Annotated in this window: 21 protein-coding genes; 15 read left to right on the top strand and 6 right to left on the bottom strand. The window is 72.2% G+C overall.

What is annotated here, in order from left to right; all coding sequences use genetic code 11:
* Positions 1-94 precede the first annotated feature (94 nt).
* The 8 genes from IE206_RS20720 to era all read left to right on the top strand — a co-directional run bounded on the left by IE206_RS20720 (position 95) and on the right by era (position 7614).
* Positions 95-916, top strand: a complete 822-nt coding sequence (locus IE206_RS20720) for a helix-turn-helix transcriptional regulator (protein ID WP_189964489.1) — start codon at positions 95-97, stop codon at positions 914-916.
* Positions 917-1038: 122 nt separating this feature from the next.
* Positions 1039-1722 carry a hypothetical protein gene (locus tag IE206_RS20715; protein ID WP_189964117.1) on the top strand — a complete coding sequence of 228 codons (684 nt, stop codon included), beginning with the start codon at positions 1039-1041 and terminating at the stop codon, positions 1720-1722.
* Positions 1723-1764: 42 nt separating this feature from the next.
* Positions 1765-2109, top strand: a complete 345-nt coding sequence (locus IE206_RS20710; protein WP_189964115.1) for a cytidine deaminase-like protein — start codon at positions 1765-1767, stop codon at positions 2107-2109.
* Between the two features lie 400 nt (positions 2110-2509).
* Entirely contained in the window at positions 2510-2995 is a 486-nt protein-coding gene (locus tag IE206_RS20705) for a hypothetical protein (protein WP_189964113.1), read from the top strand.
* Positions 2996-3264: 269 nt separating this feature from the next.
* Positions 3265-4584 carry a beta-xylosidase gene (locus IE206_RS20700; protein WP_189964111.1) on the top strand — a complete coding sequence of 440 codons (1320 nt, stop codon included), beginning with the start codon at positions 3265-3267 and terminating at the stop codon, positions 4582-4584.
* Positions 4585-4646: 62 nt separating this feature from the next.
* A complete protein-coding gene (locus IE206_RS20695) occupies positions 4647-5594 on the top strand; it encodes a WxL protein peptidoglycan domain-containing protein (RefSeq protein WP_189964109.1) in 948 nt (315 codons plus the stop codon).
* Positions 5595-5622: 28 nt separating this feature from the next.
* Positions 5623-6414, top strand: coding sequence for a hypothetical protein (locus tag IE206_RS20690; RefSeq protein ID WP_189964107.1), 792 nt, complete (start codon positions 5623-5625; stop codon positions 6412-6414).
* Positions 6415-6660: 246 nt separating this feature from the next.
* On the top strand, positions 6661-7614 hold the full coding sequence (gene era, locus IE206_RS20685; RefSeq protein WP_189964105.1) for a GTPase Era: 954 nt from the start codon (positions 6661-6663) through the stop codon (positions 7612-7614).
* Between the two features lie 64 nt (positions 7615-7678).
* Here era and IE206_RS20680 read toward each other — a convergent pair whose 3' ends face one another.
* The 4 genes from IE206_RS20680 to IE206_RS20665 form a co-directional block, all read right to left on the bottom strand.
* Positions 7679-9133, bottom strand: coding sequence for a serine hydrolase domain-containing protein (locus IE206_RS20680; protein ID WP_189964103.1), 1455 nt, complete (start codon positions 9131-9133; stop codon positions 7679-7681).
* A gap of 378 nt (positions 9134-9511) precedes the next feature.
* Positions 9512-10330 (bottom strand): GNAT family N-acetyltransferase, encoded by an 819-nt coding sequence (locus IE206_RS20675; protein ID WP_226598815.1) that lies wholly within the window; start codon positions 10328-10330, stop codon positions 9512-9514.
* A 53-nt stretch (positions 10331-10383) separates the two neighbouring features.
* The gene (locus IE206_RS20670; protein ID WP_189964099.1) at positions 10384-10650 is read right to left on the bottom strand and encodes a protealysin inhibitor emfourin; all 267 of its coding nucleotides are present in this window, start codon (positions 10648-10650) and stop codon (positions 10384-10386) included.
* 45 nt (positions 10651-10695) lie between these two features.
* On the bottom strand, positions 10696-11760 hold the full coding sequence (locus tag IE206_RS20665; protein ID WP_189964097.1) for a M4 family metallopeptidase: 1065 nt from the start codon (positions 11758-11760) through the stop codon (positions 10696-10698).
* A gap of 351 nt (positions 11761-12111) precedes the next feature.
* Here IE206_RS20665 and leuA point away from each other — a divergent pair, with 351 nt between their 5' ends.
* A complete protein-coding gene (leuA, locus tag IE206_RS20660) occupies positions 12112-13869 on the top strand; it encodes a 2-isopropylmalate synthase (protein ID WP_189964095.1) in 1758 nt (585 codons plus the stop codon).
* 401 nt (positions 13870-14270) lie between these two features.
* A complete protein-coding gene (locus IE206_RS20655; RefSeq protein WP_226598814.1) occupies positions 14271-15005 on the top strand; it encodes a TerB family tellurite resistance protein in 735 nt (244 codons plus the stop codon).
* A gap of 3 nt (positions 15006-15008) precedes the next feature.
* On the opposite strand, the gene IE206_RS20650 is transcribed toward IE206_RS20655, so the two are convergent.
* On the bottom strand, positions 15009-15470 hold the full coding sequence (locus tag IE206_RS20650; protein ID WP_189964092.1) for a hypothetical protein: 462 nt from the start codon (positions 15468-15470) through the stop codon (positions 15009-15011).
* 548 nt (positions 15471-16018) lie between these two features.
* Between IE206_RS20650 and IE206_RS20645 the strand changes: the two genes are divergently transcribed.
* The 4 genes from IE206_RS20645 (at position 16019) to IE206_RS20630 (ending at position 20625) form a co-directional block, all read left to right on the top strand.
* Positions 16019-16240 carry a hypothetical protein gene (locus tag IE206_RS20645; RefSeq protein WP_189964090.1) on the top strand — a complete coding sequence of 74 codons (222 nt, stop codon included), beginning with the start codon at positions 16019-16021 and terminating at the stop codon, positions 16238-16240.
* Positions 16241-16423: 183 nt separating this feature from the next.
* The gene (locus IE206_RS20640; RefSeq protein WP_189964088.1) at positions 16424-18616 is read left to right on the top strand and encodes an MMPL family transporter; all 2193 of its coding nucleotides are present in this window, start codon (positions 16424-16426) and stop codon (positions 18614-18616) included.
* Positions 18617-18641: 25 nt separating this feature from the next.
* Positions 18642-19829, top strand: a complete 1188-nt coding sequence (locus tag IE206_RS20635; protein WP_226598813.1) for a sensor histidine kinase — start codon at positions 18642-18644, stop codon at positions 19827-19829.
* Between the two features lie 103 nt (positions 19830-19932).
* The gene (locus IE206_RS20630; protein WP_189964085.1) at positions 19933-20625 is read left to right on the top strand and encodes a response regulator; all 693 of its coding nucleotides are present in this window, start codon (positions 19933-19935) and stop codon (positions 20623-20625) included.
* 56 nt (positions 20626-20681) lie between these two features.
* Here IE206_RS20630 and IE206_RS20625 read toward each other — a convergent pair whose 3' ends face one another.
* Complete coding sequence (locus tag IE206_RS20625; RefSeq protein ID WP_189964083.1) at positions 20682-21389, bottom strand: hypothetical protein; 708 nt, start codon at positions 21387-21389, stop codon at positions 20682-20684.
* Positions 21390-21831: 442 nt separating this feature from the next.
* On the opposite strand from IE206_RS20625, the gene recO reads away from it, so the two are divergent.
* On the top strand, positions 21832-22221 hold a 390-nt coding region (gene recO, locus IE206_RS20620), incomplete at its 3' end, for a DNA repair protein RecO (protein ID WP_189964081.1).

Here is a 22221-nt window from a genome sequence, read left to right as displayed (position 1 = left end):
TATCCTGTTGGTGGCACCACCAGGCAGCCGGCAGGGGGAGTTCGTGGCTACACCGATCGACAATCACCGGCGCAGCGAGCTGCGCGAGTTCCTGATGAGCAGGCGGGCCAGGATCACGCCGACGCAGGCGGGGCTGCCCGACGGCGGGGCCCGCCGCCGTACTCCCGGGCTGCGCCGCGAGGAGGTCGCCGTGCTCGCCGGGGTCGGGGTCTCCTGGTACCAATGGCTGGAGCAGGGCCGCGACATCACGGTGTCCCCGCAGGTCCTCGACTCGGTGGGCCGGGTCCTCCAGCTGACCAGCGCCGAGCGCCGCCACCTGTACGTGCTCGCCGGGCTCAACCCGCCGGCGCCCGAGGTCGACCCGGCGAACGTCGACATGTGCCACGGGCTCCAGCGCCTGATCGACGCCTGGATGCCGTTCCCCGCGCACATCATGGACGCGTACTGGAACACGGTGATGTACAACGACGCGGCCGCCCTCGTTCTCGGGATGCGCCCGGAGATCGTGCAGAACTGTCTGATCGCGTTCTTCACCGACCCCATCTACCGCGCCCGCGCCAAGCGTTGGGACGAGATCGCCTGCACGGTCGTCGCCCAGTTCCGGGCGGCCTGCTCGGAGCGGCCCGACGACGAGGGGTTCCGGGCGGTCGTCGAACAGGCCAAGGAGCTCAGCCCGGAGTTCGTGGAGCTGTGGGAGCGGCGCGACGTCCAGCCCGGCGGGCTGGTCCGCAAGGAGATGGAGCACCCGGTCGTCGGCGCGCTGCACGTCGAGTCGACCCAACTGCGCGTCCCGGCCCGCCCGGACCTGGTGATCGTGCTGCACACCCCGCTGCCGCACACGGACACCGCCGAGAAGCTGGAGTGGCTGACCTCCCCGGAGGGCCGGCGGGGGTCGATGTACCCGATCGCGGGGTGAGGCCCGGGGGACGGTCGGGACGGGCTGTCACATAGGGTGCAGAAGTCACCACATGTCCCGTTTCTGTTCCCGTGGGGGGATCACATATGCCCGTTTCTGTTTCCGTCAGACGTGCCGCCGCCGTGGCTCTGGCCGTTTCGGCCCTGTTGTCCGTCGCCGCGTGCGGGAGTTCGGACGCCAAGGGCGACAAGGCCGCCGAGAAGGACGGCGCCAAGTCCTCGGCGCCCGCCGCCTCGGGCACCGCCAAGTCGTCCGTCACCGAGGCCCAGCTCAAGGCGGCCCTGCTGACCGAGAAGGACGTCCCGGCGGGCTGGAAGGCGGACCCGAGCATCGGTGGTGGCCTCACTTTCGGCAAGGCCACCAAGCCCGAGTGCCAGAAGCTCATGGAGCTGATGCAGAGCGAGCCCGCCCCGATGGGTGCCGCTGCCCGGCAGACGAGCAACTTCGAATACGGCATGCAGCAGGTCTTCGGCTTCGACGGCGACAAGGCCGCCGGGTTCCTCAAGGGCTTCGAGGCGACCCTCGCCCAGTGCGCCACCTTCACCGTCGACATGGAGGGCGAGAAGTACCCCGCCGCCGTCAAGCCGCTGACCGTGGACAAGGCGGGCGACGAGGCCCACGGCTACGAACTGGTCCTGGACATGGGTCCGATCAAGATGGGCCTCCACAATTACGTGGTCCGCAAGGGCAGCGCTCTGAGCACGCTCTCGACGAAGGGCAAGCAGCCGGTCGGCATCCCGGAGGCCGACTTCAAGACCGTCACCGCCACCGTCGCCAAGAAGCTGGACCAGGCGATCAAGGGCTGAGCCCCCGCGGCCTCGGGGCCCGGCACTCCTTATGCTCGGGGCATGACTCAGAGCATCGAACTCGACCCCGAGGACCGCAAGATCATCACGCTCGCGCGCAGCGCCCGGGCCCGCAACGGCGTGGCCGAGGGCGCCGCCGTGCGCGACGAGACCGGCCGCACGTACGTCGCCGGAACGGTCGAGCTCGCCTCCCTGAAGCTGTCCGCCCTCCAGACCGCGGTCGCCATGGCCGTGGCCAGCGGAGCGAAGTCCCTGGAGGCGGCGGCGGTGGTGACCGAGGCGTCCCGCCCCGCGGAGGCGGACCTGTCAGCGGTACGAGACCTGGGCGGCCCCGAGACCCCGGTACTGCTGGCGGGCCCGGACGGGGAGTTGCGGACCAGGGTCTGACCGGCACGGGCCGGGCACCGCGGGGAACTGCGCGACCGGCCACGCACGGCCCGCACCCGGCGACGAACCCGCTGAGGGGCGCGGGGAACTGCGCAAAACCCCCGCCCCACCCACCCCGCAAGAATCAAGGCGATGCCCCTTGCAATCCGACGCGCCCCGCGCATCAATGGACGAACAGTCGATCCGACGGTCCGTCAGATTCGCGGGCGGTCGGCACGGGGTGCAGAGCCGCAGCCCCGTGCCGGAGTCGGATGCGCTCCCTCCGCGCAGTTGAAGCAGCCCCTGCAGAGCCATGCCCGCACGCCCGCGCACCCGTGCGCGTGGGCCACCGGGGGCCGCTGCGCGGTCGTGTGCCGATGACGCGGCAGACGATCAACTCCCTGTAACGGGAAGGGGAATCATGCGTAAGAGCACCAGAAGGCCGGTCGCGCGGGCCGCACTCGCGGTGGGGGCGGTGGCCGTGGCGGGCCTCGCCTTCGCGCCGGGCGCGGCCGCCGTCTCGCCGGGCTCGGCGACCGCCACGTACGACTGCGGAACCTGGGGCGGCGGCAGTGCCACGCTCACCGCGACCCAGAGCGGTACGGCCGCGACCATCACGCTGACCTCGGCCGTCACCACGCCGGTCGGCGTCGGCGCCAACCAGATCAGCGCGAATCTGACCCTCGCCAAGGGCGCCGGTGGCACCACGGTGTTCAGCGGCACGGCCAACCCCGCGCTGAGCGCGGGCGACCCGGTCACGATCGGCCCGCTGAACGGGACCGTCGCCTCCGGCGACAGCCTCGACTCGTACTTCGCCGGCACCGCCCTGTCGATGACGATCTTCGGGGTCTCGGTGAACTGTGACGCGACGACCTCGCAGGCGCCGGGCCCGTTCGTCTTCGACTGATCCGGGCACCGGAAACACCGCGCATGACGCACCACGCACCACGCAGAACGAGCCGGTGCCGTCCCGGGCGGCGCCGGCTTTCGTGTGCCCTCGGCACCCCCGTGAGACTGCGCCCAAGTGGTGTGAAATGCCAGGATCTTGACAGTATCTGATGGGTCATCAGTTGCTGCGGCGGGATGGCATTGACTTCTTTTCGCCCCGAGCCGTCAATGGCTCCCTGTCGGCGCAGCCGAGCCGCGCTGTGCCACTTCAGGAAGGGGGGCAAGCCCATGTCGGAACGTCGAAGACGGCGTCTGGCCGCCGTATTGGGGGCGGTCGCACTCGCCGCGGGAACCGGCGCGCTCGCCGCACCCGCGAGCGCACTGGCCGCGACGCCCGTCGACTTCGCCACGCACTGCATCCCGCCGGCCATCGCCGGAATCCCGCCGATCGACGGCACCACGAACGCGACCGTCACCGTCGACAACGCGGCACCCAAGGTCGGCGACAAGGTCACCGTCACCTACACGGTGAACAAGCCCGCCGCCAGCAACCCCGTCGACATCGCCCTGCCCGCCGACATCATGACCCCGACCGGAAAGGTCGTCCTCGCGGGCGCCCAGACCGGCACCGTGGACGTGGCGGGCCCGAAGAAGAACGACCCGGTGCCCGGCAAGGGCGCCTTCCCGGCGTTCTCCATGAGCGGCAGCTTCACCGCCACCAAGGCCGGCGCGATCACCCTGTCGCCCGGCGACTACAACATCCACACCAGCTACATCATGGAGCTGGACACCCCCTGCACCGTCACCAACCCGCCCGCCCCCGTCTCCCAGACGGTCAACGCCACGGACGGCGGCGGACAGGTCAACCAGCGCGCCATCACGGCCGACCCGGCCTCGGGCAACACCGGTGACCGCACGACGGTGACCGGGTCCAAGTTCACCCCCGACGCGGACATCACCGTCGCGGGCTGGAACGGCACCGCCACCACCGCCGACAAGATCACCTTCAAGTCGGACGCCAACGGCGGCTTCACCGCCCGGCCGGCGATCAAGGACCCGGCGACCACCGGGATCGTGGCCTACGAAGGAGCGGCCTGGGACCCGGCGAACGGCGCGGGCCCGGTGGCGTACCACGTCAACAGCGGGCCGCCGCCGACCGGACCGAGCCAGAAGCTCAACGCGGCCGTCACCGCGGGCACGCTCGCGATGTCCCAGGCCGGTGACAGCGTCAGTCTGGGCGCCGTCGACTTCGGCAAGGGCGGCGCCTCCACCGGCGATCTGAAGACGGTGACGGTCCAGGACTTCCGCGGCGGCCCCGCGGGCTGGTCCCTGACCGGCAAGGTCACCAACTTCACCGGCCCCGGCGGCTCCATCGACGCGGGCAGACTCAGCTGGACCCCGGCCTGCGCCACCAAGCCCGGCTCCCCGTCCGCGTGTGCCGCGGGCTCGGCCGGCAGCGTGGGCAACGCGGGCGCGACCCTCGCCTCCACCCCGAACGCGGCGCTCACCGGCGGCGAGTTCACCGTGGACGCGAAGCTCTCGCTGAACGTGCCGGCGTTCACCGCGCCCGGCGCCTACAGCGGCGTACTGACCCTCACCCTCACCTGACTCCACCACCGTGGGCCGGACGCGCACCCGGCCGGCCCACCCGTCCCCGGGGGTCCCGCACCGTGCGCAAGCTGCCCGCACTCCTCCTGGCTGCCGTGCTCGCCCTGCTCGCCGCGCCCGCGGCCCGCGCCGCCGACAACGGCAACTGGTCCGTCTTCCCCGCCTCCACGGGCAGCGCCCAGCGCCCGTACTTCTACCTCTCCGCCGATCCCGGCACCACCCTCGACGACAAGGTGACCGTCACCAACAAGACGGCGGCGACGCTGAGCTTCCGGCTTTACGGGGCGGACGCGTACAACACCGAGCGCGACGGCGGGTTCGGCGTGCGCACCGAGAAGGAGAAGCAGAGCGGGGTGGGGGCCTGGGCGAAACCCGCCCAGAACACGGTCACCGTCCCCGCCCGGTCCTCGGTCACCGTGCCCTTCACGCTCGCGGTGCCACCGGACGCCGAGCCCGGCGACCACGTCGGCGCCCTGGTCGCGCTCGACGATCATCTCGCGCCGGGACCGGCCGCCGACGGCAAGGTCGCCGTCGGCGTCCAGCAGGCCGTGGGTGCCCGCGTCTATCTGCGCGTCGGCGGCCCCACCGTCCCCGCCCTCGCCGTCGAGCACGTCTCGCTGGCCCAGCACCGGCCGCTGGTCCCCGGCACCGGGGAGAGCCGCACAGACATCACGTACACCCTGCACAACCGGGGCAACGTCACCCTCAACCCGAAGGTCGACCTGACCGCCACCGGACTTTTCGGCCGTACGCTGCTCAGCCGCGGCCTGACGAAAGTCCCCTCCGAGCTGCTGCCCGGGCAGCAGGTCACGCTTACCGAGGCGTGGCACGGGGCGCCCCAACTCGACTGGGGCGACGTCAAGTTGACCGCCGGCGCCAAGGGCGCGCGGGGCTCGGCGACGGCCTCCTTCCTGGCCCTGCCCTGGCTGGCCGGAGGGGTCCTGCTCGCCGCCGCCCTCGCCTTGGTCGCCCAGCGGATCGTGCGCCGTCGTATCGTGGCCCGGTCATGACACGTACGGCAGGTGAGGGGCAACCGTCATGCGGACGGGGCGCAGGGAAAAGCTGACGGGGTGCGCGGCGGTGCTGGCGGCACTGGCCACGCTCGCGGGATGCGGCGGCTCGGACGACGCGGCGTCGGACCGACCCGCGCCCGCCCAGGGTGCCGCGAAGCCCGCCGTCGGGGGCCGGCCGTTCACCCAGGCGCAGACCGACGCGGCCCTGCTCACCGCGCAGGATCTCGGCGCGGGCTGGGCCGAGGACGAGGACCCGGCGGACAGCCCGTCCGAGGACGTCAGCGGGGGCGACAACTCGGACGTCGGTGCCGAGGGCGGCACCGCGAGCGCCAACAGCGCGCAGTGCGACACGTACATGGAGACGTGGAACGGGCCCAAGGAGGGCCAGGGCGCGGTGAGTTCGACCCGCGACTACGCGAAGGCGTCCGGCACCGAGCACCTCACGTTCCGTGTGGTCGCCTACCCCTCCGCCGAGGACGCGGCCAAGGCGGTCGCCGACTCCCGCGCCCTGCCCGCCGCCTGCGACGGGGGCTCGCTCGACTTCAACTGGGGCGGGCCGGAGAAGAGCGAGGTCAAGGCGGAGAGTGTGGCGAAGCTGGGGGACGAGGCGGTGGGGATGCGGGTGACGGCGCCGCTCGCCTCGGTACCGGGCACCGAGCTCCACATGCAGGTCCTGACGGTCCGCGAGGGGGCGAACGTCTCCACGGTGACCTTCGCCGCGCAGAACCCGGCGGACCCGGCCCTGCTGCCCTCTCTGCTGGCCAAGGCCGCCACCCGCCTCCACACGGTGGCCCAGGGCGCAACGCCCCAGCCCTGACGGTACGGGGTGTTTGCCGGGTGTGGCTGTGGGCCGTCGTCCTGCCCGGCGAAAATCGGCCCCTCCGGCGTTTGAGGAGCGGGGGGTCCGGGGGCGGCGCCCCCGGGACGCGGCCCGCGGGTACAAGCCGGCGGCCCCGGGCAAGGGCCGCGCAAGGGCCGGGTTGTCAGGGGAGCGCACTGCGCAAAGGGCCCGTTTCCGCAGGGCTGGGCGGCGGGGCCCGCGCGATCGGGGAGAATGGGCGGCATGAGCGCTCGTACCCCTGCCGCCGACACTGCCGCCGCCCCCACCCACCGGGCCGGCTTCGCCTGCTTCGTCGGCCGCCCCAACGCGGGCAAGTCCACCCTCACGAACGCTCTGGTCGGGCAGAAGGTGGCCATCACCTCCAACCGCCCGCAGACCACCCGGCACACCGTGCGCGGCATCGTGCACCGCCCGGACGCGCAGCTGATCCTGGTGGACACCCCCGGTCTCCACAAGCCGCGCACGCTGCTCGGCGAGCGCCTCAACGACGTGGTGCGCACCACCTGGGCCGAGGTCGACGTGATCGGCTTCTGTCTGCCCGCCGACCAGAAGCTCGGCCCCGGCGACAAGTTCATCGCCAAGGAACTCGCCGGGATCAAGAAGACCCCCAAGATCGCGATCATCACCAAGACCGACCTGGTCGACTCCAAGACGCTCGCCGAACAGCTCATCGCCGTCGACCAGCTCTCCAAGGAGCTCGGCTTCGAGTGGGCGCAGATCGTGCCGGTCTCGGCGGTCGGCGACAAGCAGGTCCAGCTCGTCGCGGACCTGATCATCCCGCTGCTTCCGGACAGCCCGCCGCTCTACCCCGAGGGCGACCTCACCGACGAGCCCGAGCAGGTCATGGTCGCCGAGCTGATCCGCGAGGCCGCCCTCGAAGGCGTACGGGACGAGCTGCCGCACTCCATCGCCGTCGTCGTGGAGGAAATGATTCCGCGCGAGGACCGGCCCGCCGACAAGCCGCTCCTGGACATCCACGCCAACGTCTACATCGAGCGCCCCAGCCAGAAGGGCATCATCATCGGCCCCAAGGGCAAGCGCCTGAAGGAGGTCGGCATGAAGTCCCGCAAGCACATCGAGGCCCTGCTCGGCACGCCGGTCTTCCTCGACCTCCACGTCAAGGTCGCCAAGGACTGGCAGCGCGACCCCAAGCAGCTCCGCAAGCTCGGGTTCTGATCCGGGAAACGCGGCCCCCGCCGGAACGACGTTCCGGCGGGGGCCGACGTACAGCCGCGCGGGGTCAGGACACCTTCGGTGCGCAGCGCATGCCGATGTAGCAGACGCCCGTGCCGTCCTGGAGCTCGGAGAAGACCACCGGCATCCAGTCCGCGCTGTACGCGCCGGAGCCCGCGCCCGCGAACACCTTGTCCGTGACCGCGACGAGGTCCATCTCCAGCGGCGGCGAGAAGTCCTTCATGCCGCCGACGAACTCGTACACCAGGTGCGGCTTGCCGTCCTCCTTCTCGGAGACGGTGATGAGGACGCCCTCGCGCTCGTACGTGCCGGTGAGCGGCGCGAAGTCCACCTCGACCGGCTCGGCCGGCGGCTCGAACGGCGCGGGCATCTTCACTCCGGCCAGCTCGCCGAGGAGTTCGGCGAAGAGCTCCTCGTAGAGGCGGCGCGCGTCGCCGCCGTTGGTGAGGAGGACGAGGGCGACGCCCGCGCTCGGCACCACACGCAGGAAGCCGTACTGGCCGATCGAGGCGCCGTCGTGGCCGAAGCCCGTGATGCCGTTCCAGTCGTAGAGGGTCCAGCCCAGACCCCAGCCGTCCGCGTGGACGGTCCACTTGTCGGGGGAGTCGACCTCGCGGGTCTGCATCGCGATGACGCTGCCCGGGGTGAGCAGCCGGGTCCCGTCGGGGGCGGTGCCGCCCGCGAGGTGCATCTGCGCGAGCCGGGCCACGTCGCCGGCGGTGGCGAGCACCCGTCCGTACGGGCCCGCCGAACGCGGCATGAGGTCCCAGGCCGGAGCCGGCGCGGGGTCCTGGCCGTACTCGCCGAGGTGGCCCATCGCGGCCCGGAACTGGAGCGCCTCCTCGGGCAGCGTCATCGTGCTGGTCACGCCGAGCGGGGCGAGCAGCAGGTCCTTGAGCGCCTGGTCCCAGGTCGAGCCGGTGATCACCTCGATCATGCGGCCGAGCACGTTGAAGCCGAGGCTGCTGTAGGAGCAGGCGCTGCCGGACGGGCAGTCGAGGGCGACCCCCTTGGCGGCGTCGACGTACAGCTCCAGGCAGTCGTCACCGCGCCCGGAGTCGAAGGTGAAGTCGCAGGTCAGGCCACTGGTGTGGGAGAGGAGCTGACGCGGCGTGATGGTCCGGCTCGCCTCCTCGTCGGCGACCGTGAAGTCCGGGAGCACCGCGCGGACCGGTGCGTCCAGGTCCAGCTTTCCGGCGTCGACGAGCTGCATGGCCAAGGTCGCGGTGTACGTCTTGGCGAGGGAGCCGAGCTGGAAGATCGAGTCGGTGGTGGCTTCCACGCCGGTGCCGGTGTGCAGCACCCCGCTCGCCAGCTCGTGGACCTTGTCGTGGGTGAGCACGGCGAGGGAGGCGCCGGGGACGTGGTGGGTCTGTCGCAGCCGGTCGAGCTTGGCCTGCCAGTGGTCGAGGTAGAGGCGTTCGCCGCGGGAGTCGCTGGCGCCCCACTCGCCCTCGGCCCGCCAGTTCCCCCGCTCGTCCCAGCTCACGTTCTTCGACATTGCTTCCCTCCAGAATGCGTACAACGTGCTCCCGCTGCGAACACTGTACGCAGATGGTTAGATGTGCGCAGGGGCGCACACTGTACGCACCCCGCGTGAGGCCGCCCCGGCGGGGCATGACGGGGCGGGCGGCCCGGACGGCCCCGGTGAAAGCGGGTGGTCCTCCCGTTTTCGATCCCATCGGGATCAAACTCAACCATGGCAAGTCGCTTCTGCCGAAGGAGGGTTGAGCAGTTGAACACCCGATGGCTGGAATCCGCCATTCCGTGGCGGCCGGCTCCCCGGAACGTTTCGGGAACATCCGCCGCGCACGGCCGGATCCCGGCGCGCGGGGCGGCCGGAATCAGTCGAACGGTCCTCGGCCGCCCTCAACAGCCGTCAGGCGTCGATCGGTTCGGCGATCAGGGCCGTGCCCGCCGGGCGGAACCCCAGGGTCGCGTACATCCGGGCCACGTCCGCGTCGCCCGCCGACAGGAACACCGTCGCCGCCCCCCGTGCCCGCGCATCGGCGACCAGCGCCGCGGTGACCGCGCGCCCCAGTCCCCGGCGCCGCGCGGCGGGCAGCGTGCCGACGCCGACGATCTCGGTGACCGGGCCCACCGGGTTGTGCATCCCGGAACAGAGCGGAAGGCCGTCCTCGATCGCCGCCGCCATCGCGCTGTGGCCCGCCCGGATCCGCCCGGCGACCTGCCCGGCCCGGCCGTCCCCGGCCTGGGCGGTGATCCGGGCGGCCAGCTCGGCCGGGCCTGCCGGACCCACTCCCGTACCGGGCGCGGCGAAGGCGAGCTGGGGTACGACCAGGGCCGCGTGCAGCAGCGGATCGTCCGGGCCCAGCACACGGACCAGCGGGTGGGGCTCGGCGGCCGGCGCCTCGGGGTCAAGCACCATCAGCGGGTGCTCGTGCACCGCGAGGCCCGACTCCTCGACCGCCGCGCGCAGCCCGGGGCTCACCTCGGCGACCCACTCGAAGGCCTCGGGCGCACCGAGCTCGCGCTGGCGGGCCCGCACCTGGTCGACATCGGCGGCCGTCACCGGCCCGGCGTGGCCGAGGGCGGGCCGCGCGTAGTAGTGCCAGCCCGCGCCCTCCCGGACGAAGAGGGTCAGCGGACCGAAGTCCTCGGCGCGGGCCGAACTCCTGGGCGCCGCATCGTAGTAGCGCTCAAGATCATCCAACGGGGTGCGGGCAGAGAGGTTCATGGTGCGCATCAAAGCAGCCGCCCGGCCGCCCCGCACCGGGGTTTCGGCGCCGCCTACGCGCCTTCCTTCAACACCCTTGTGATCAGGGCGCGTTGGGCCTCGGTCAGGTGCGGGTCGGCGCAGTGCACCGTGCGGCCGTCCACGGTGATCTCGTAGTGGAAGCCGTCCGGCACGCCGGTCGACGGCTCGGCGTGGCCCTTGTCGAGCGCCGCCTCGGCCAGGGCGTGCCACTCGGCGGCATCGGGCCGGCCCGAGGTGTCGATCTCGGCCCGGCGCTCGATGCCGGCGAATCCTCCTGTGCGGGAAACCTGGATACGCATGGCCCCTGTCTAGCAGCCCTGGTCGGCCGCGTCAGCGCGTACGCGTCAGGCGGGCGGAATCCCGACCTGTGACCAGGCCTTCTGCACCGCCTGGTACTCCGCGCCGTCGCCGTAGCGGGCCCTGGCCGCGGCCACCGTGAGCTTCGCGAAGTCCTTGAACATCGCCTGGGTGCCGAGGTGCCCGCCGGTGAGCACGTCGTACCAGATCTGCCCGGCGCGCTCCCAGGCCTTGCCGCCGAGCTCGTCGGCGAGGAGGTAGAAGGCGTGGTTGGGGATGCCCGAGTTGATGTGCACGCCGCCGTTGTCGCGGCCGGTGGTCACGTAGTGGTCCATCGTGGCGGGCTGCGGGTCCTTGCCGAGCACCGGGTCGTCGTACGCCGTCCCCGGGGCCTTCATCGAGCGCAGCGCGTCGCCGTGGACGCCGGGCGCGAGGAGTCCTGCGCCGATGAGCCAGTCGGCCTGGTGGGCGTCCTGGTCGAGGGAGTACTGCTTGACCAGCGAGCCGAAGACGTCCGACATGGACTCGTTGAGGGCGCCCGGCTGGCCGAAGTAGGTGAGGTTCGCGGTGTGCTGGGTGACGCCGTGGGTCAGCTCGTGGCCGATGACGTCGACGGGCAGCGTGAAGTCCAGGAAGATCTGGCCGTCACCGTCGCCGAACACCATCTGGGTGCCGTTCCAGAAGGCGTTGTTGTAGCTGTGGTCGAAGTGGACCGTCGCGTCGAGCGGCATTCCGTTGCCGTCGATCGAATGCCGCTGGTACGCCTTCAGGTACAGCTCGAAGGTCGCGCCGAGCCCTGCGTACGCGCGGTTCACGGTCGCGTCCTGGACGGGCGCCTCACCCTCGCCGCGGACCTTGTGGCCGGGCAGGGTGGTGGTGTGCTGGGCGTCGTAGACGGTGCGCTGCGGCTGGTCGGCGGCCGCGCCCGCGGGCGGGGCGACCGGCTCGGCGCCGAGGACGGTGGTCAGCCGGCGTTCGGTGCGCTGGGCCGCGTCCGCGACGAAGGTCCTGCGGGCGATGCGCGCGAGCGCGGGGTCCTCGGCCTCGATGAGCCGGTCGAAGACGTGGGGCGGGATGATGGTGCAGAAAACCGGGTTGGTGGTGGCGTCCATGCCGGGCAATGTGGCACTGGGTCATGGGGCTGTCACTAGTCGCCACCATGATTGTGAAGCGTGCTTTCTCTACGACAGTTCCCGGCCATTCGCGCCCACGAGATGCCGATGACTCGGGCGGGCGAGGCATACGTCACCTTTTGTCCGAATCGGTTTCGGTGTCCCGCATACTGATACGGGACCGGCGCTCGCGCCGTCCCTCGGCTAGGCTGCGGCATCATGCGTATCGGGCTGCTTCTCCTTAGCTGCCGCGGCGAGGGCCTGTAGTCGTAGGCCGACCCCCTCCCCGCGGGATCTGGTGTTGCGCTCGACAGTCGGCCGTCCCTCCAAAAAACCGAGGAGCCGCACGCCATGTCCCAGCCCGTTGGTCGCCCGACCCCCGTCACCAACGCCACCCAGGCGCAGAAGCCGTCCGGGATGCCGATCCACAAGTACGGTCAGTACGACGCCGTGGACATCCCCGACCGCACCTGGCCCAACGGCCGGATCACCAAGGCCCCGCGCTGGCTGTCGACCGACCTGCGGGACGGCAATCAGGCCCTGATCGACCCGATGAGCCCGGCCCGCAAGCGCGAGATGTTCGACCTGCTGGTGCGCATGGGCTACAAGGAGATCGAGGTCGGCTTCCCCTCCTCCGGAGAGACCGACTTCAACTTCGTACGCTCCATCATCGAAGAGGGCGCGATCCCCGAGGACGTGACGATCTCCGTCCTGACCCAGGCCCGCGAAGAGCTGATCGAGCGCACCGTGGAGTCCCTGCGCGGCGCCCACCGCGCCACCGTGCACCTGTACAACGCGACCGCACCCACGTTCCGCCGGGTCGTCTTCCGCGGCACCAAGGAGCAGGTCAAGCAGATCGCGGTGGACGGCACGCGGCTGGTGATGGAGTACGCGGACAAGATCCTGGGCGACGAGACGATCTTCGGCTACCAGTACTCGCCGGAGATCTTCACGGACACCGAGCTGGACTTCGCGCTGGAGGTCTGCGAGGCGGTGTGCGACGTCTGGCAGCCCGAGGAGGGCCGCGAGATCATCCTCAACCTGCCCGCCACGGTCGAGCGGTCGACCCCCTCGACGCACGCGGACCGCTTCGAGTGGATGAGCCGCAACCTGTCCCGGCGTGAGTACGTGTGCCTGTCCGTGCACCCCCACAACGACCGCGGTACGGCGGTGGCGGCGGCCGAGCTGGCGATCATGGCAGGCGCCGACCGCATCGAGGGCTGCCTGTTCGGCCAGGGCGAGCGCACCGGCAACGTCGACCTGGTGACCCTGGGCATGAACCTGTTCAGCCAGGGCGTGGACCCGCAGATCGACTTCTCCCAGATCGACGAGATCCGCCGCACCTCCGAGTACTGCAACCAGATGGAGATCCACCCGCGCCACCCCTACGCGGGCGACCTGGTCTACACCGCCTTCTCCGGCTCCCACCAGGACGCCATCAAGAAGGGCTTCGACGCGATGGAGGCGGACGCGGCCGCCGCGGGCAAGACGGTGGACGACATCGAGTGGGCGGTCCCGTACCTGCCCATCGACCCGAAGGACGTCGGCCGCTCGTACGAGGCGGTCATCCGGGTCAACTCGCAGTCCGGCAAGGGCGGCATCGCCTACGTCCTGAAGAACGACCACAAGCTGGACCTGCCGCGGCGCATGCAGATCGAGTTCTCGAAGATCATCCAGCAGAAGACGGACTCCGAGGGCGGCGAGGTCACCCCGGCCGCGATCTGGTCGGTCTTCCAGGACGAGTACCTGCCCAACCCCGAGAACCCCTGGGGCCGCATCCAGCTGCGCTCCGGCCAGACGACGACGGACAAGGACGGCCGCGACACCCTGACCGTCGAGGCGGTCGTCGACGGCCGGGACACGGTCCTGACCGGTACCGGCAACGGCCCGATCTCGGCCTTCTTCGAGGCGCTGGCCACGACGGGGGTCGACGCGCGGCTGCTGGACTACCAGGAGCACACGATGAGCGAGGGCGCGTCCGCGCAGGCCGCGTCGTACATCGAGTGCGCCATCGACGGGGCCGTGCTGTGGGGCATCGGCATCGACGCGAACACGACGCGGGCGTCGCTGAAGGCGGTCATCTCGGCGGTCAACCGCGCGTCTCGCTGACCCGGGCGGGCGGGGGCGTGGGGGCTCTGCCCCCACGCCCCCGCTCCTCAATCGCCGGAGGGGCTCGAGACGACTGCGGCTGCGGGCCGTGGGTGGCCGGTCGCGCAGTTCCCCGCGCCCCTGGCAGCACTGGCTCCGGCAGGGCGTACCCCCGGGAACCTACCTTTTCCACCCCCACCCCCGGCGGGTTTCGGGGAGGGGCGGGGTGGGGGAAACGCCGCCCGCGGGGGCAGCTGAGCTGAGGGTTTGGGGTGGCCCACCCCAGCCGCCCGCGCCGAGCCGACGACGGGATTTCGCCATCCGCCGCCCTCTCCTCCTTCCGGGGTGCTGACGCCACATCACGGATGTGGCTAACATCACGTCAACGCGGCAACGTTGCCGGAGCGTTACGGAGGTGCGCGGTGCGGCCAGCACGGGGACAGAACGGCACGAACCCGACCGGGGCGCCCGGTCCCCGCCTCCGGCCCCGCCTCTGGTCAGTCCGCATCCTGTGGCACACCGTGGGAGACGGCGAGTTCTTCTGCCCGGACTGCGGCGGCGACCGGAACTACCAGCGCCGCACCGGCCGCAGACGCCTCACGGTGCTCGGCATCCCGCTCGCCACCCGCGGCACCGCCGGCCCGGTGGTCGAATGCGCTGCCTGCCAGGGCCACTTCGGGACGGAAGTCCTGGACCACCCCACCACGACCCGCTTCTCCGCGATGCTGCGCGACGCCGTGCACACCGTCGCCCTCGCCGTCCTCGCGGCGGGCGGCACCTCGTCCCGTACGGTCACCACGACCGCCGTCGCCACCGTCCGGGCGGCCGGGTTCGACGACTGCACCGAGGACCAGCTCGTCGCCCTCATCGAGGCCCTGGCGGCGGACACCGGCCGGTTCCTCACTGACCCGGTCGACGAGACGGACCCCTGCGGCGCGGCGCTCGCGATCGAGCTCCACGAGGCCCTCGAACCGCTGGCCCCGCACCTGGCCCCCGCCGGCCGCGAGTCCATCCTGTTGCAGGGGGCCCGGATCGCGCTCGCGGACGGCCCGTACAGCGCGGCCGAACGCGAGGTGCTCAGTACGGTCGGCGGCGCGCTCTCGCTCTGCGCGGACGACACCGCCCGGCTGCTCGCGGCCGCCCGCACGCCCTCGTAAGAGCTAATTCTTGAGCTTGTACTCGCAGAGCTTGTCCGACGCGCCGTTCTGGTTGTCCGCGACCTGCTTGCCGTCGACCTTGATGGTGCAGGGCGCTGCCTGAAGCATCCCGTCCGCGCGCTTCACGGAGCCCGGCACCACCGACACCGTGACGCCGACGTCGAGCTCCGCGTCCTCCAGCGTCACGGTCTCGGTCTTCGTCCAGGGCAGCGTCACCTGCTCGAAGTGGTTGGTGTTGCCGACCCACATCACCTGCGACCTGCCCGTGCCGCCCACCTCGAAGACGACCTGGTGCGGCACGCCCTTGCGGTCCGGCGCCGAGCCCTTCGCGCTGCCGCCCGCCGAGGCGCTCGGCTTCGCGTCGCCCGCCTTGGCCGCACCCTCGTCCTTCTTCTCGCTCCCGCACCCGGTGAGCAGCGCGGCCGCCGCGAGCAGGGTGATGGCGAGGGTGGCTGTCTTGCGCATGTCCGTACGTCCCCGTTGCTGTGCTGATCGGTAGTGGTCCCGCACAAGACCGTAGATCATGCCCCCGGGGCGCCCGGACACCGCCCGGCGAGCGGCACGCGGCGCAGCGCCAATCCCCGTACCGCAATGCATTGTTGGGCATCCGGAACGTCCTGAACATTCGCGCGAAGAAACCTCTCTTTGCGAGTTGGGCGGCCGATCCGGAGCGGAAACATCCCCTTACTGCTTGCGAATTGCCTGTTCGAAATATCCGGTGGGCCAACGGATATCCGGACAGCGGGACGTGAGCCCGGCCGCCGCCCCCGGACCCGCTCCGGCCTGCTCTCCGCCTCCCGTGCCGCATCTGCGTAAGGGAAGAAAACGCGGCCGTGGAATCGGTCGCGGGTGAATTGCAGGACGTGCGCGCCCGGTCCGGAATTATGCGGTCATTGCTCCTGCTCGATCCGATGTGGTGACCGAACGAAAAACTGGGATCATGGAGCGGCCGGGGCCGCCCGGCACCCGATACTGCCCGTGGATCCAAGTTCCGTACTGCCGGAGGGAGACCCATGACCGCAGTCCCGCCCGTGGGTTCGTACGTCGTCGACACCGGGAGCGGCAGACTGGGCCAGGTGATGGGGCGCAAGGGGCCCTACCTCCAACTGCGGCCGTTCGGCGGCGGGCGCGAGTGGGACTGCCTGCCGGAGGCCGCCCGGGCCGCGACCACCACGGAGCGGCTCAGGGCGGCCACGGCGTACGCGAACGCGCGCAGCCGGGGCGAGGTGCCGTGAGCCGCACCTGCCGGTCAGGGGTCGTGCTACTCCCACGGGAGTAACCGGGCCCCTCCGGACGCCCCCGGAAGTACGGATGATCTCGGTCGTCGGCCTGACGAAAGAGCCCCCCGCGGGCCGGACGCTGGAAACACCGGGCAGGCCGCCAGGGCCTTCCGGATTCCAGCCGGAGGGGGACCCGCCATGGGGTCGACGAGATCAGCACCACCGAGGTCGGTACCAGCGGGGTCCGCGCCGAACAGGGCATCAACTGCCGGTAAACGGCGGGCAGTTCCCTGGGGCGTGCTCGCCCTGTGGGTGATCGTGCTCGCCGTCGCCGGGTCGTTCGCGGGCAGGCTCGGGGACGTACAGCGCGACCAGACCGCCGACTATCTGCCGGCCGGCGCCGACTCCACCCAGGTCGCGAAGCTCCAGGACAAGCTGCCCGGCGGCGAGATCACCAGCCTGGTGCTCGTCTACCACCGCGACGGCGGTCTCACGGCCGCCGACCGGGACACCGCCGCGGGCCAGCTCGCCGAGATCACCGTCCCGCCGGGCACCGAGGCCGGCAAGTCGCCCGCCGAGCTTGCCGCGGCCGACGACCCCAAGGACTTCGCGGCCGTCCAGCACGGCCCCGGCGTGACGTCCAAGGACGGCGCCACCCTCATGTACGCGGTGTCCACGGCCGCGCCCGCCAAGGACGACGACGCGAAGAAGGCCTTCGTCGACGACGTACGGGCCCGCGCCGCCGACGCGGACGGCATGACCGTCCGGGTCGGCGGGGACGGCGCCCTCGCGGTCGACGCGCGCGGCGTGTTCGGCTCCCTCGACGGGACGCTGATGCTGGCCACCGGCCTGGTGGTCGCGTTGCTCCTCGTCCTCACCTATCGCAGCCCCGTGCTGTGGCTGGTGCCGCTGGTGGTGGTCGGCGCGGGCGCGGTCTGCGCGCGGGCCGCCGTGTACGGACTCGCCACCTGGTCCGGGATCACGGTGACCAGCCAGAGCGCCGGAATCATGACCGTCCTCGTCTTCGGCGCGGGCACCGACTACGCGCTCCTCCTCGTCGCCCGCTACCGCGACGAACTGCGCCGCCATCCCCTCCCGTACGACGCGATGCGTGCCGCCCTGCGCGGCTGCGGGCCCGCCCTGCTCGCCTCGTCCGGGACGGTCGTGGCCGGCCTGGTCTGCCTGCTCGCCGCCGACCTCAACAACATCAGGGGGCTCGGCCCGGTCGGCGCGATCGGGGTGCTGTGCGCGCTCGCCGCGATGCTCACCCTGCTGCCCGCGATCCTGGTGCTGCTGGGGCGGCGGGTGTTCTGGCCGCTGATCCCGGCGTACGGAAGTGAACCCGGGCGGCGCCGCCGCGACCTGTTCGCCGCGATGGGAAGCTCGGCGGGCAAACGCCCAACTGCCGTACTGCTCACGGGAGTTGTCCTCCTGGGCGCCCTCGCGCTCGGCGCGTTCCACCTGCCCGGCGCGCTCAAGCAGGAGGACAGCTACACCACCAAGCCCGAGTCGACCGTCGCCATGAGCACGCTCGCCGCCGCCTTCCCGGACCGCAGCAGCCGGCCCGTCGAGGTCATGACCCCGACCGCCGGAGCCGACCGCACGCTCGCCGCCGCCCGGTCCGTCGAAGGCGTCGCGAGCGCCGAACGGGGCCGCAGCGGCGGCGGCTGGACCGAGATCGCCGTCACCACGAAGGCCGCCCCCGAATCGGCGGACGAGAGCGCCACCATCGGACGGCTGCGGGCCGGACTCACCGGCGCGCACGTCGGCGGAGCCAGCGCCCAGGCCCTCGACCTCGCCGACGCCAACTCCCACGACCGGCTGATCGTCATCCCCCTCGTCCTCGCCTCCGTCCTGCTCGTCCTCGCCCTGCTCCTGCGCAGCCTCGTCGCCCCGCTGCTGCTCGTCGCCGCCGTCGTCGCGGTGTGGGGAGCGGCCATGGGCATCGGCGGCCTGGTCTTCGGACCGGTCCTCGGCTTCTCGGGCCTCGACCCCGGCCTTCCCCTGCTGACCTTCGTGTTCCTGGTCGCTCTAGGCGTCGACTACGGCATCTTCCTGATGCACCGCACCCGCGAGGAGACCCTGCGAGGAGCCGGGCCGCGCGAGGCCGCGCTGACCGCCCTGCGCACCACCGGCGGCGTGATCGCCTCGGCGGGCACGGTGCTCGCCGCCACGTTCGCGGTGCTCGCCTCGCTGCCGCTCGTGATGTTCGTCGAACTGGGCACGATCATCGCGGTCGGGGTGCTCCTGGACACCTTCCTGGTGCGCACCTACCTGGTGACCAGCGCCAACCTGCTGCTCGGCCGCAGGGTCTGGTGGCCGGGCCGCCTCTCCCACACCCCGCAGCCGGCCGCCGGAACGCCCTCGGCGCTGGTCGGCGAGCCGCGTTGAGGACGAGGATGGCAGGGTGGCAGACGTGAACACACCGACGGGCCCGAGCCTCGGGGAGCGGGTGACGGCGCTGCTGCACCGCGACCCCGGCGACAGCGCGCACCCGCTGCGGGCCGACGCGGCGCTCGCCGCCGGGGCCGGGCTGCTCGGCGCGGCCATCGCCTACGCCGACACCGCGCTGCGGCCGGACGCCCTCGGCTGGGCCCTGCTCGCCGCGGCCGCCCTCGCCCTGGCCGGGCGGCGCCGCCACCCGATGGCGGTGCTCGCCGTGATCGTGGCCTGCATCGCCCCGTACCAACTGCTCAACAACGCCCACATGGGTCCCATGCCGATCGCGATGACCGCCCTGTACACGGTCGCCGTGACCGGCACGGTCCGCCGGACCGTGACCGCCGGCGCCTGCGTCGTGGGCTTCGCCGTCACCGGCATGTCGTTCAACGGGGTCCACCGGGTCTTCGACGTGCTCCGCACCTCCGGCTGGCTGGTGGCAGCCCTCGTCTTCGGCGTCGCCCTGCGCAACTCCCGTGCCTACGTCGCCGAACAGCGGGCCGTCGCCGCCCGCGAGACCGAGCGCCAACTCACCGAGGAACGCCTGCGCATCGCCCGCGACCTGCACGACCTGCTCGCCCACAGCATCACCCTGATCGGGGTGCGCACCTCGGTCGCCGCCCACGTCCTGACCGCGTCCCCCGAGCGGCTCGACCGGGCGGCGGTGGCCGCCGCCCTCGACTCCATCGCCGACACCTGCCGCGAGGCCCGCGCCGAACTGCGCACCACCCTGACCGTGCTGCGCGCCGACGAGCACGGGCCGCTGCCCGACCTCGACGGGCTGCCCGACCTGGCCCGCAGCGCGAAGGCCGAGCTGACCGTGGAGGCCGACGGCGTGCACGTGCCGCCCGCCGTCGGCGCGGCCGCCTACCGCATCGTCCAGGAGTCGCTGACCAACGCGGTACGGCACGCGGGCCCCGACGCCACCGCCCGGGTCCGCGTCGAGGCGGCGGGCGAGGTGCTCCGGGTCACCGTCACCGACGACGGCCGGGGCGGCGCGGCCGAGGGCTCCGGCTTCGGAATCGTAGGAATGCGCGAGCGGGCCCGCAGCGTGGGCGGCACCCTGGAGGCGGGGCCGCGCGAGGGCGGCGGCTTCCGGGTGACGGCGGACCTTCCGCTGGTGGCGCGCCCGTTGAGGGACCGTCCGCTGGAGGCCACCGCGTGAGCGTCCAGGCCTTCCGGGCTCTTTGTGACGTCTGGGTCTTGCGAGCCTCCCGGGCCGCGCCGAACCTTTCCCTCGTACCGCTGCGTTCCTTGGAGGCAACCGCATGACCGCTGCTGTGCCGGACGTCGGCCGCATCCGGGTGGTGCTCGCCGACGACCAGACCCTGGTCCGGTCGGCCTTCGCGATGCTCGTGGAGTCGGCGCCCGACATGGCCGTCGTCGGCCAGGCCGGCACCGGCGCGGAGGCCGTCGGCCTCGCCCACTCGGCGCGGGCCGACGTGGTCGTCATGGACCTGCGGATGCCGGGCACGGACGGCATCGAGGCGACTCGATCGATCGCCGCATCCGAGGACCTCGCCGGGGTGAAGGTGCTGGTCCTGACGACGTACGACACCGACGAGAACGTCCTGGAGGCGCTGCGGGCCGGCGCCTCGGGCTTCCTGGTGAAGGACACCCGCCCCGCCGAACTCCTGGACGCCATCCGCACGGTGGCGGCCGGCGACGCGCTGCTCTCGCCGGGCCCGACGGCGAGCCTGATCGCCCGGGTCCTGCGAGCCCCTCGGCCGACGGCGGGCAACGGCCCCGGCGCCCTGACCGCCCTCTCCTCCCGGGAACGAGAAGTCCTCACCCTGGTCGCCCGGGGCCTCAACAACACGGAGATCGCGGACGCGCTGGCCCTGAGCCCGCTGACCGCGAAGACCCATGTGAGCCGGATCATGGGGAAATCCGGGGTACGGGACCGGGCCCAGCTGGTGATCCTGGCGTACGAGTCGGGGCTTGTGGTGCCGGGCGGGTGAGGCCGGCGGGCTCAGCCCTGCCCGGGTCGGCCGGTCCCGTAGGACTGGACCGGGGCTCAGCCCTGCCCCGGCCCGTCGGTCCCGTCGGCCGGCTTGATCAGGGAGTCCTCGGCGGGCCGGGTCTTGGAGGCGCCCTTGGCGGGGTCGGAGGCGGCCGGGAGCGGGGCGAGCTCGCTGCCGTTCCAGCGCAGGGTGGTGTCGGTCTCGCGGTTGCGGCCGCCCGCGGGCTCGGTGACGACCAGATCGGTGCCGAGCGTGGCGGCGCTCGTGCCGGGCCGCCCGGCGTATTCGAGGACGACGTGGGCCTGCTCGCCCACCGCGGTGTAGACCCAGAGGATGGTGCGGCCCAAGTCGTCGTAGGCGAGCACGAGTTCGCGCTTCCCGTCACCGGTGAGATCGGCGTACGCGGGCGGCCGCAGCCGGCAGGAGGAGCCGTCGGGGCACTCCTTGAGGCCGCTCTGCACCGCGCGGTCGGTCGCCGGATCGGCGGCGAGGAGCCGCACGCCGTCGACCCGCGTGAGATCCCCGTCCGGCACCGTGACCCCCGGCACGGGCCCGCGCGCGTGGAAACCCTGGCCGGGCTTGGCGGGCGCGACGGTGGCGGTGTGGTCGGGCCACAGCGGGGAGGCGGTCACCGAAGCGGACGACGTGGCCGCCGGCCCGGCGTCCCGCACGCCCTCGCCCGCCGAACACCCGGCGAGCGCCAGCACGGCGAACGCGCAGACCGCCGTGCGGGCACGGCGACCGGTCGTGGGCAGCGGCATTCCGGTCCGTCCAGGTGAGGCGAAGGGTTCAGTCACAGGAGAAGAGGGCCCTGCTGGCGCAATGGTGCCCCATCCCCCTGTGCAAACGCCGTGAACCGGACCCCGCGCGTGCACCCCGGTGCGCCCGGACCGCTTGAGGGGCCTGGGGAGAGCCCGCCCGAGGTGATCCCCGCCACGTCGCCCGGACGGCGTCCGCGATTCCTTCGCGGGGCACCCTCGTGGCCACGGCCACGGCCCGTGCCCCCTCGGCACGCTTGGCTTTCCGGCACCCCGTGGCATGGGAAGCGCGATGTGCTCGACTGCGGGTCGTCGCGGGCTGGTCGCGCAGTTCCCCGCGCCCCTGGCAGCGCTGGCCCCCCGGAGGCCGCGCGGCGGAGCCGCAGGGTGTTGCGGCGGAAAGGGGCGGGGTGGGGAAGCCGCCCCCGTGCAGGACAATGGCCGCATGAGTCTGTTCCGTGATGACGGCATCGTGCTGCGCACCCAGAAGCTGGGGGAAGCCGACCGCATCATCACGCTGCTCACCCGCAACCACGGCCGGGTGCGGGCCGTGGCCCGCGGGGTGCGGCGGACCAAATCCAAGTTCGGGGCGCGGCTCGAACCGTTCAGCCACGTCGACGTGCAGTTCTTCGCGCGCGGCAGCGAACTCGTCGGCCGCGGGCTCCCCTTGTGCACCCAGAGTGAGACGATCGCTCCGTACGGTGGCGGCATCGTCACCGACTATGCCCGGTACACCGCCGGCACCGCCATGCTGGAGACGGCGGAACGGTTCACCGACAACGAGGGCGAGCCGGCCGTGCAGCAGTACCTGCTCCTGGTCGGCGGGCTGCGCACG

The sequence above is a fragment of the Streptomyces violascens genome (assembly GCF_014649955.1).
Classification (GTDB): domain Bacteria; phylum Actinomycetota; class Actinomycetes; order Streptomycetales; family Streptomycetaceae; genus Streptomyces; species Streptomyces violascens.
The sequence above is the reverse complement of the archived record's forward strand: the minus strand, read 5'-3'. Positions and strand labels throughout refer to the sequence as shown.

Bases quoted from the DNA above. Each gene is read 5' to 3' on its own strand.
- IE206_RS20720 (WP_189964489.1), top strand. From the start codon at position 95: ATGAGCAGGCGGGCCAGGATCACGCCGACGCAGGCGGGGCTGCCCGAC.
- IE206_RS20710 (WP_189964115.1), top strand. From the start codon at position 1,765: ATGACTCAGAGCATCGAACTCGACCCCGAGGACCGCAAGATCATCACG.
- IE206_RS20705 (WP_189964113.1), top strand. From the start codon at position 2,510: ATGCGTAAGAGCACCAGAAGGCCGGTCGCGCGGGCCGCACTCGCGGTG.
- IE206_RS20700 (WP_189964111.1), top strand. From the start codon at position 3,265: ATGTCGGAACGTCGAAGACGGCGTCTGGCCGCCGTATTGGGGGCGGTC.
- IE206_RS20690 (WP_189964107.1), top strand. From the start codon at position 5,623: ATGCGGACGGGGCGCAGGGAAAAGCTGACGGGGTGCGCGGCGGTGCTG.
- era (WP_189964105.1), top strand. From the start codon at position 6,661: ATGAGCGCTCGTACCCCTGCCGCCGACACTGCCGCCGCCCCCACCCAC.
- IE206_RS20680 (WP_189964103.1), bottom strand. From the start codon at position 9,133: ATGTCGAAGAACGTGAGCTGGGACGAGCGGGGGAACTGGCGGGCCGAG.
- IE206_RS20675 (WP_226598815.1), bottom strand. From the start codon at position 10,330: ATGAACCTCTCTGCCCGCACCCCGTTGGATGATCTTGAGCGCTACTAC.
- IE206_RS20670 (WP_189964099.1), bottom strand. From the start codon at position 10,650: ATGCGTATCCAGGTTTCCCGCACAGGAGGATTCGCCGGCATCGAGCGC.
- IE206_RS20665 (WP_189964097.1), bottom strand. From the start codon at position 11,760: ATGGACGCCACCACCAACCCGGTTTTCTGCACCATCATCCCGCCCCAC.
- leuA (WP_189964095.1), top strand. From the start codon at position 12,112: ATGTCCCAGCCCGTTGGTCGCCCGACCCCCGTCACCAACGCCACCCAG.
- IE206_RS20650 (WP_189964092.1), bottom strand. From the start codon at position 15,470: ATGCGCAAGACAGCCACCCTCGCCATCACCCTGCTCGCGGCGGCCGCG.
- IE206_RS20645 (WP_189964090.1), top strand. From the start codon at position 16,019: ATGACCGCAGTCCCGCCCGTGGGTTCGTACGTCGTCGACACCGGGAGC.
- IE206_RS20640 (WP_189964088.1), top strand. From the start codon at position 16,424: ATGGGGTCGACGAGATCAGCACCACCGAGGTCGGTACCAGCGGGGTCC.
- IE206_RS20630 (WP_189964085.1), top strand. From the start codon at position 19,933: ATGACCGCTGCTGTGCCGGACGTCGGCCGCATCCGGGTGGTGCTCGCC.
- IE206_RS20625 (WP_189964083.1), bottom strand. From the start codon at position 21,389: ATGCCGCTGCCCACGACCGGTCGCCGTGCCCGCACGGCGGTCTGCGCG.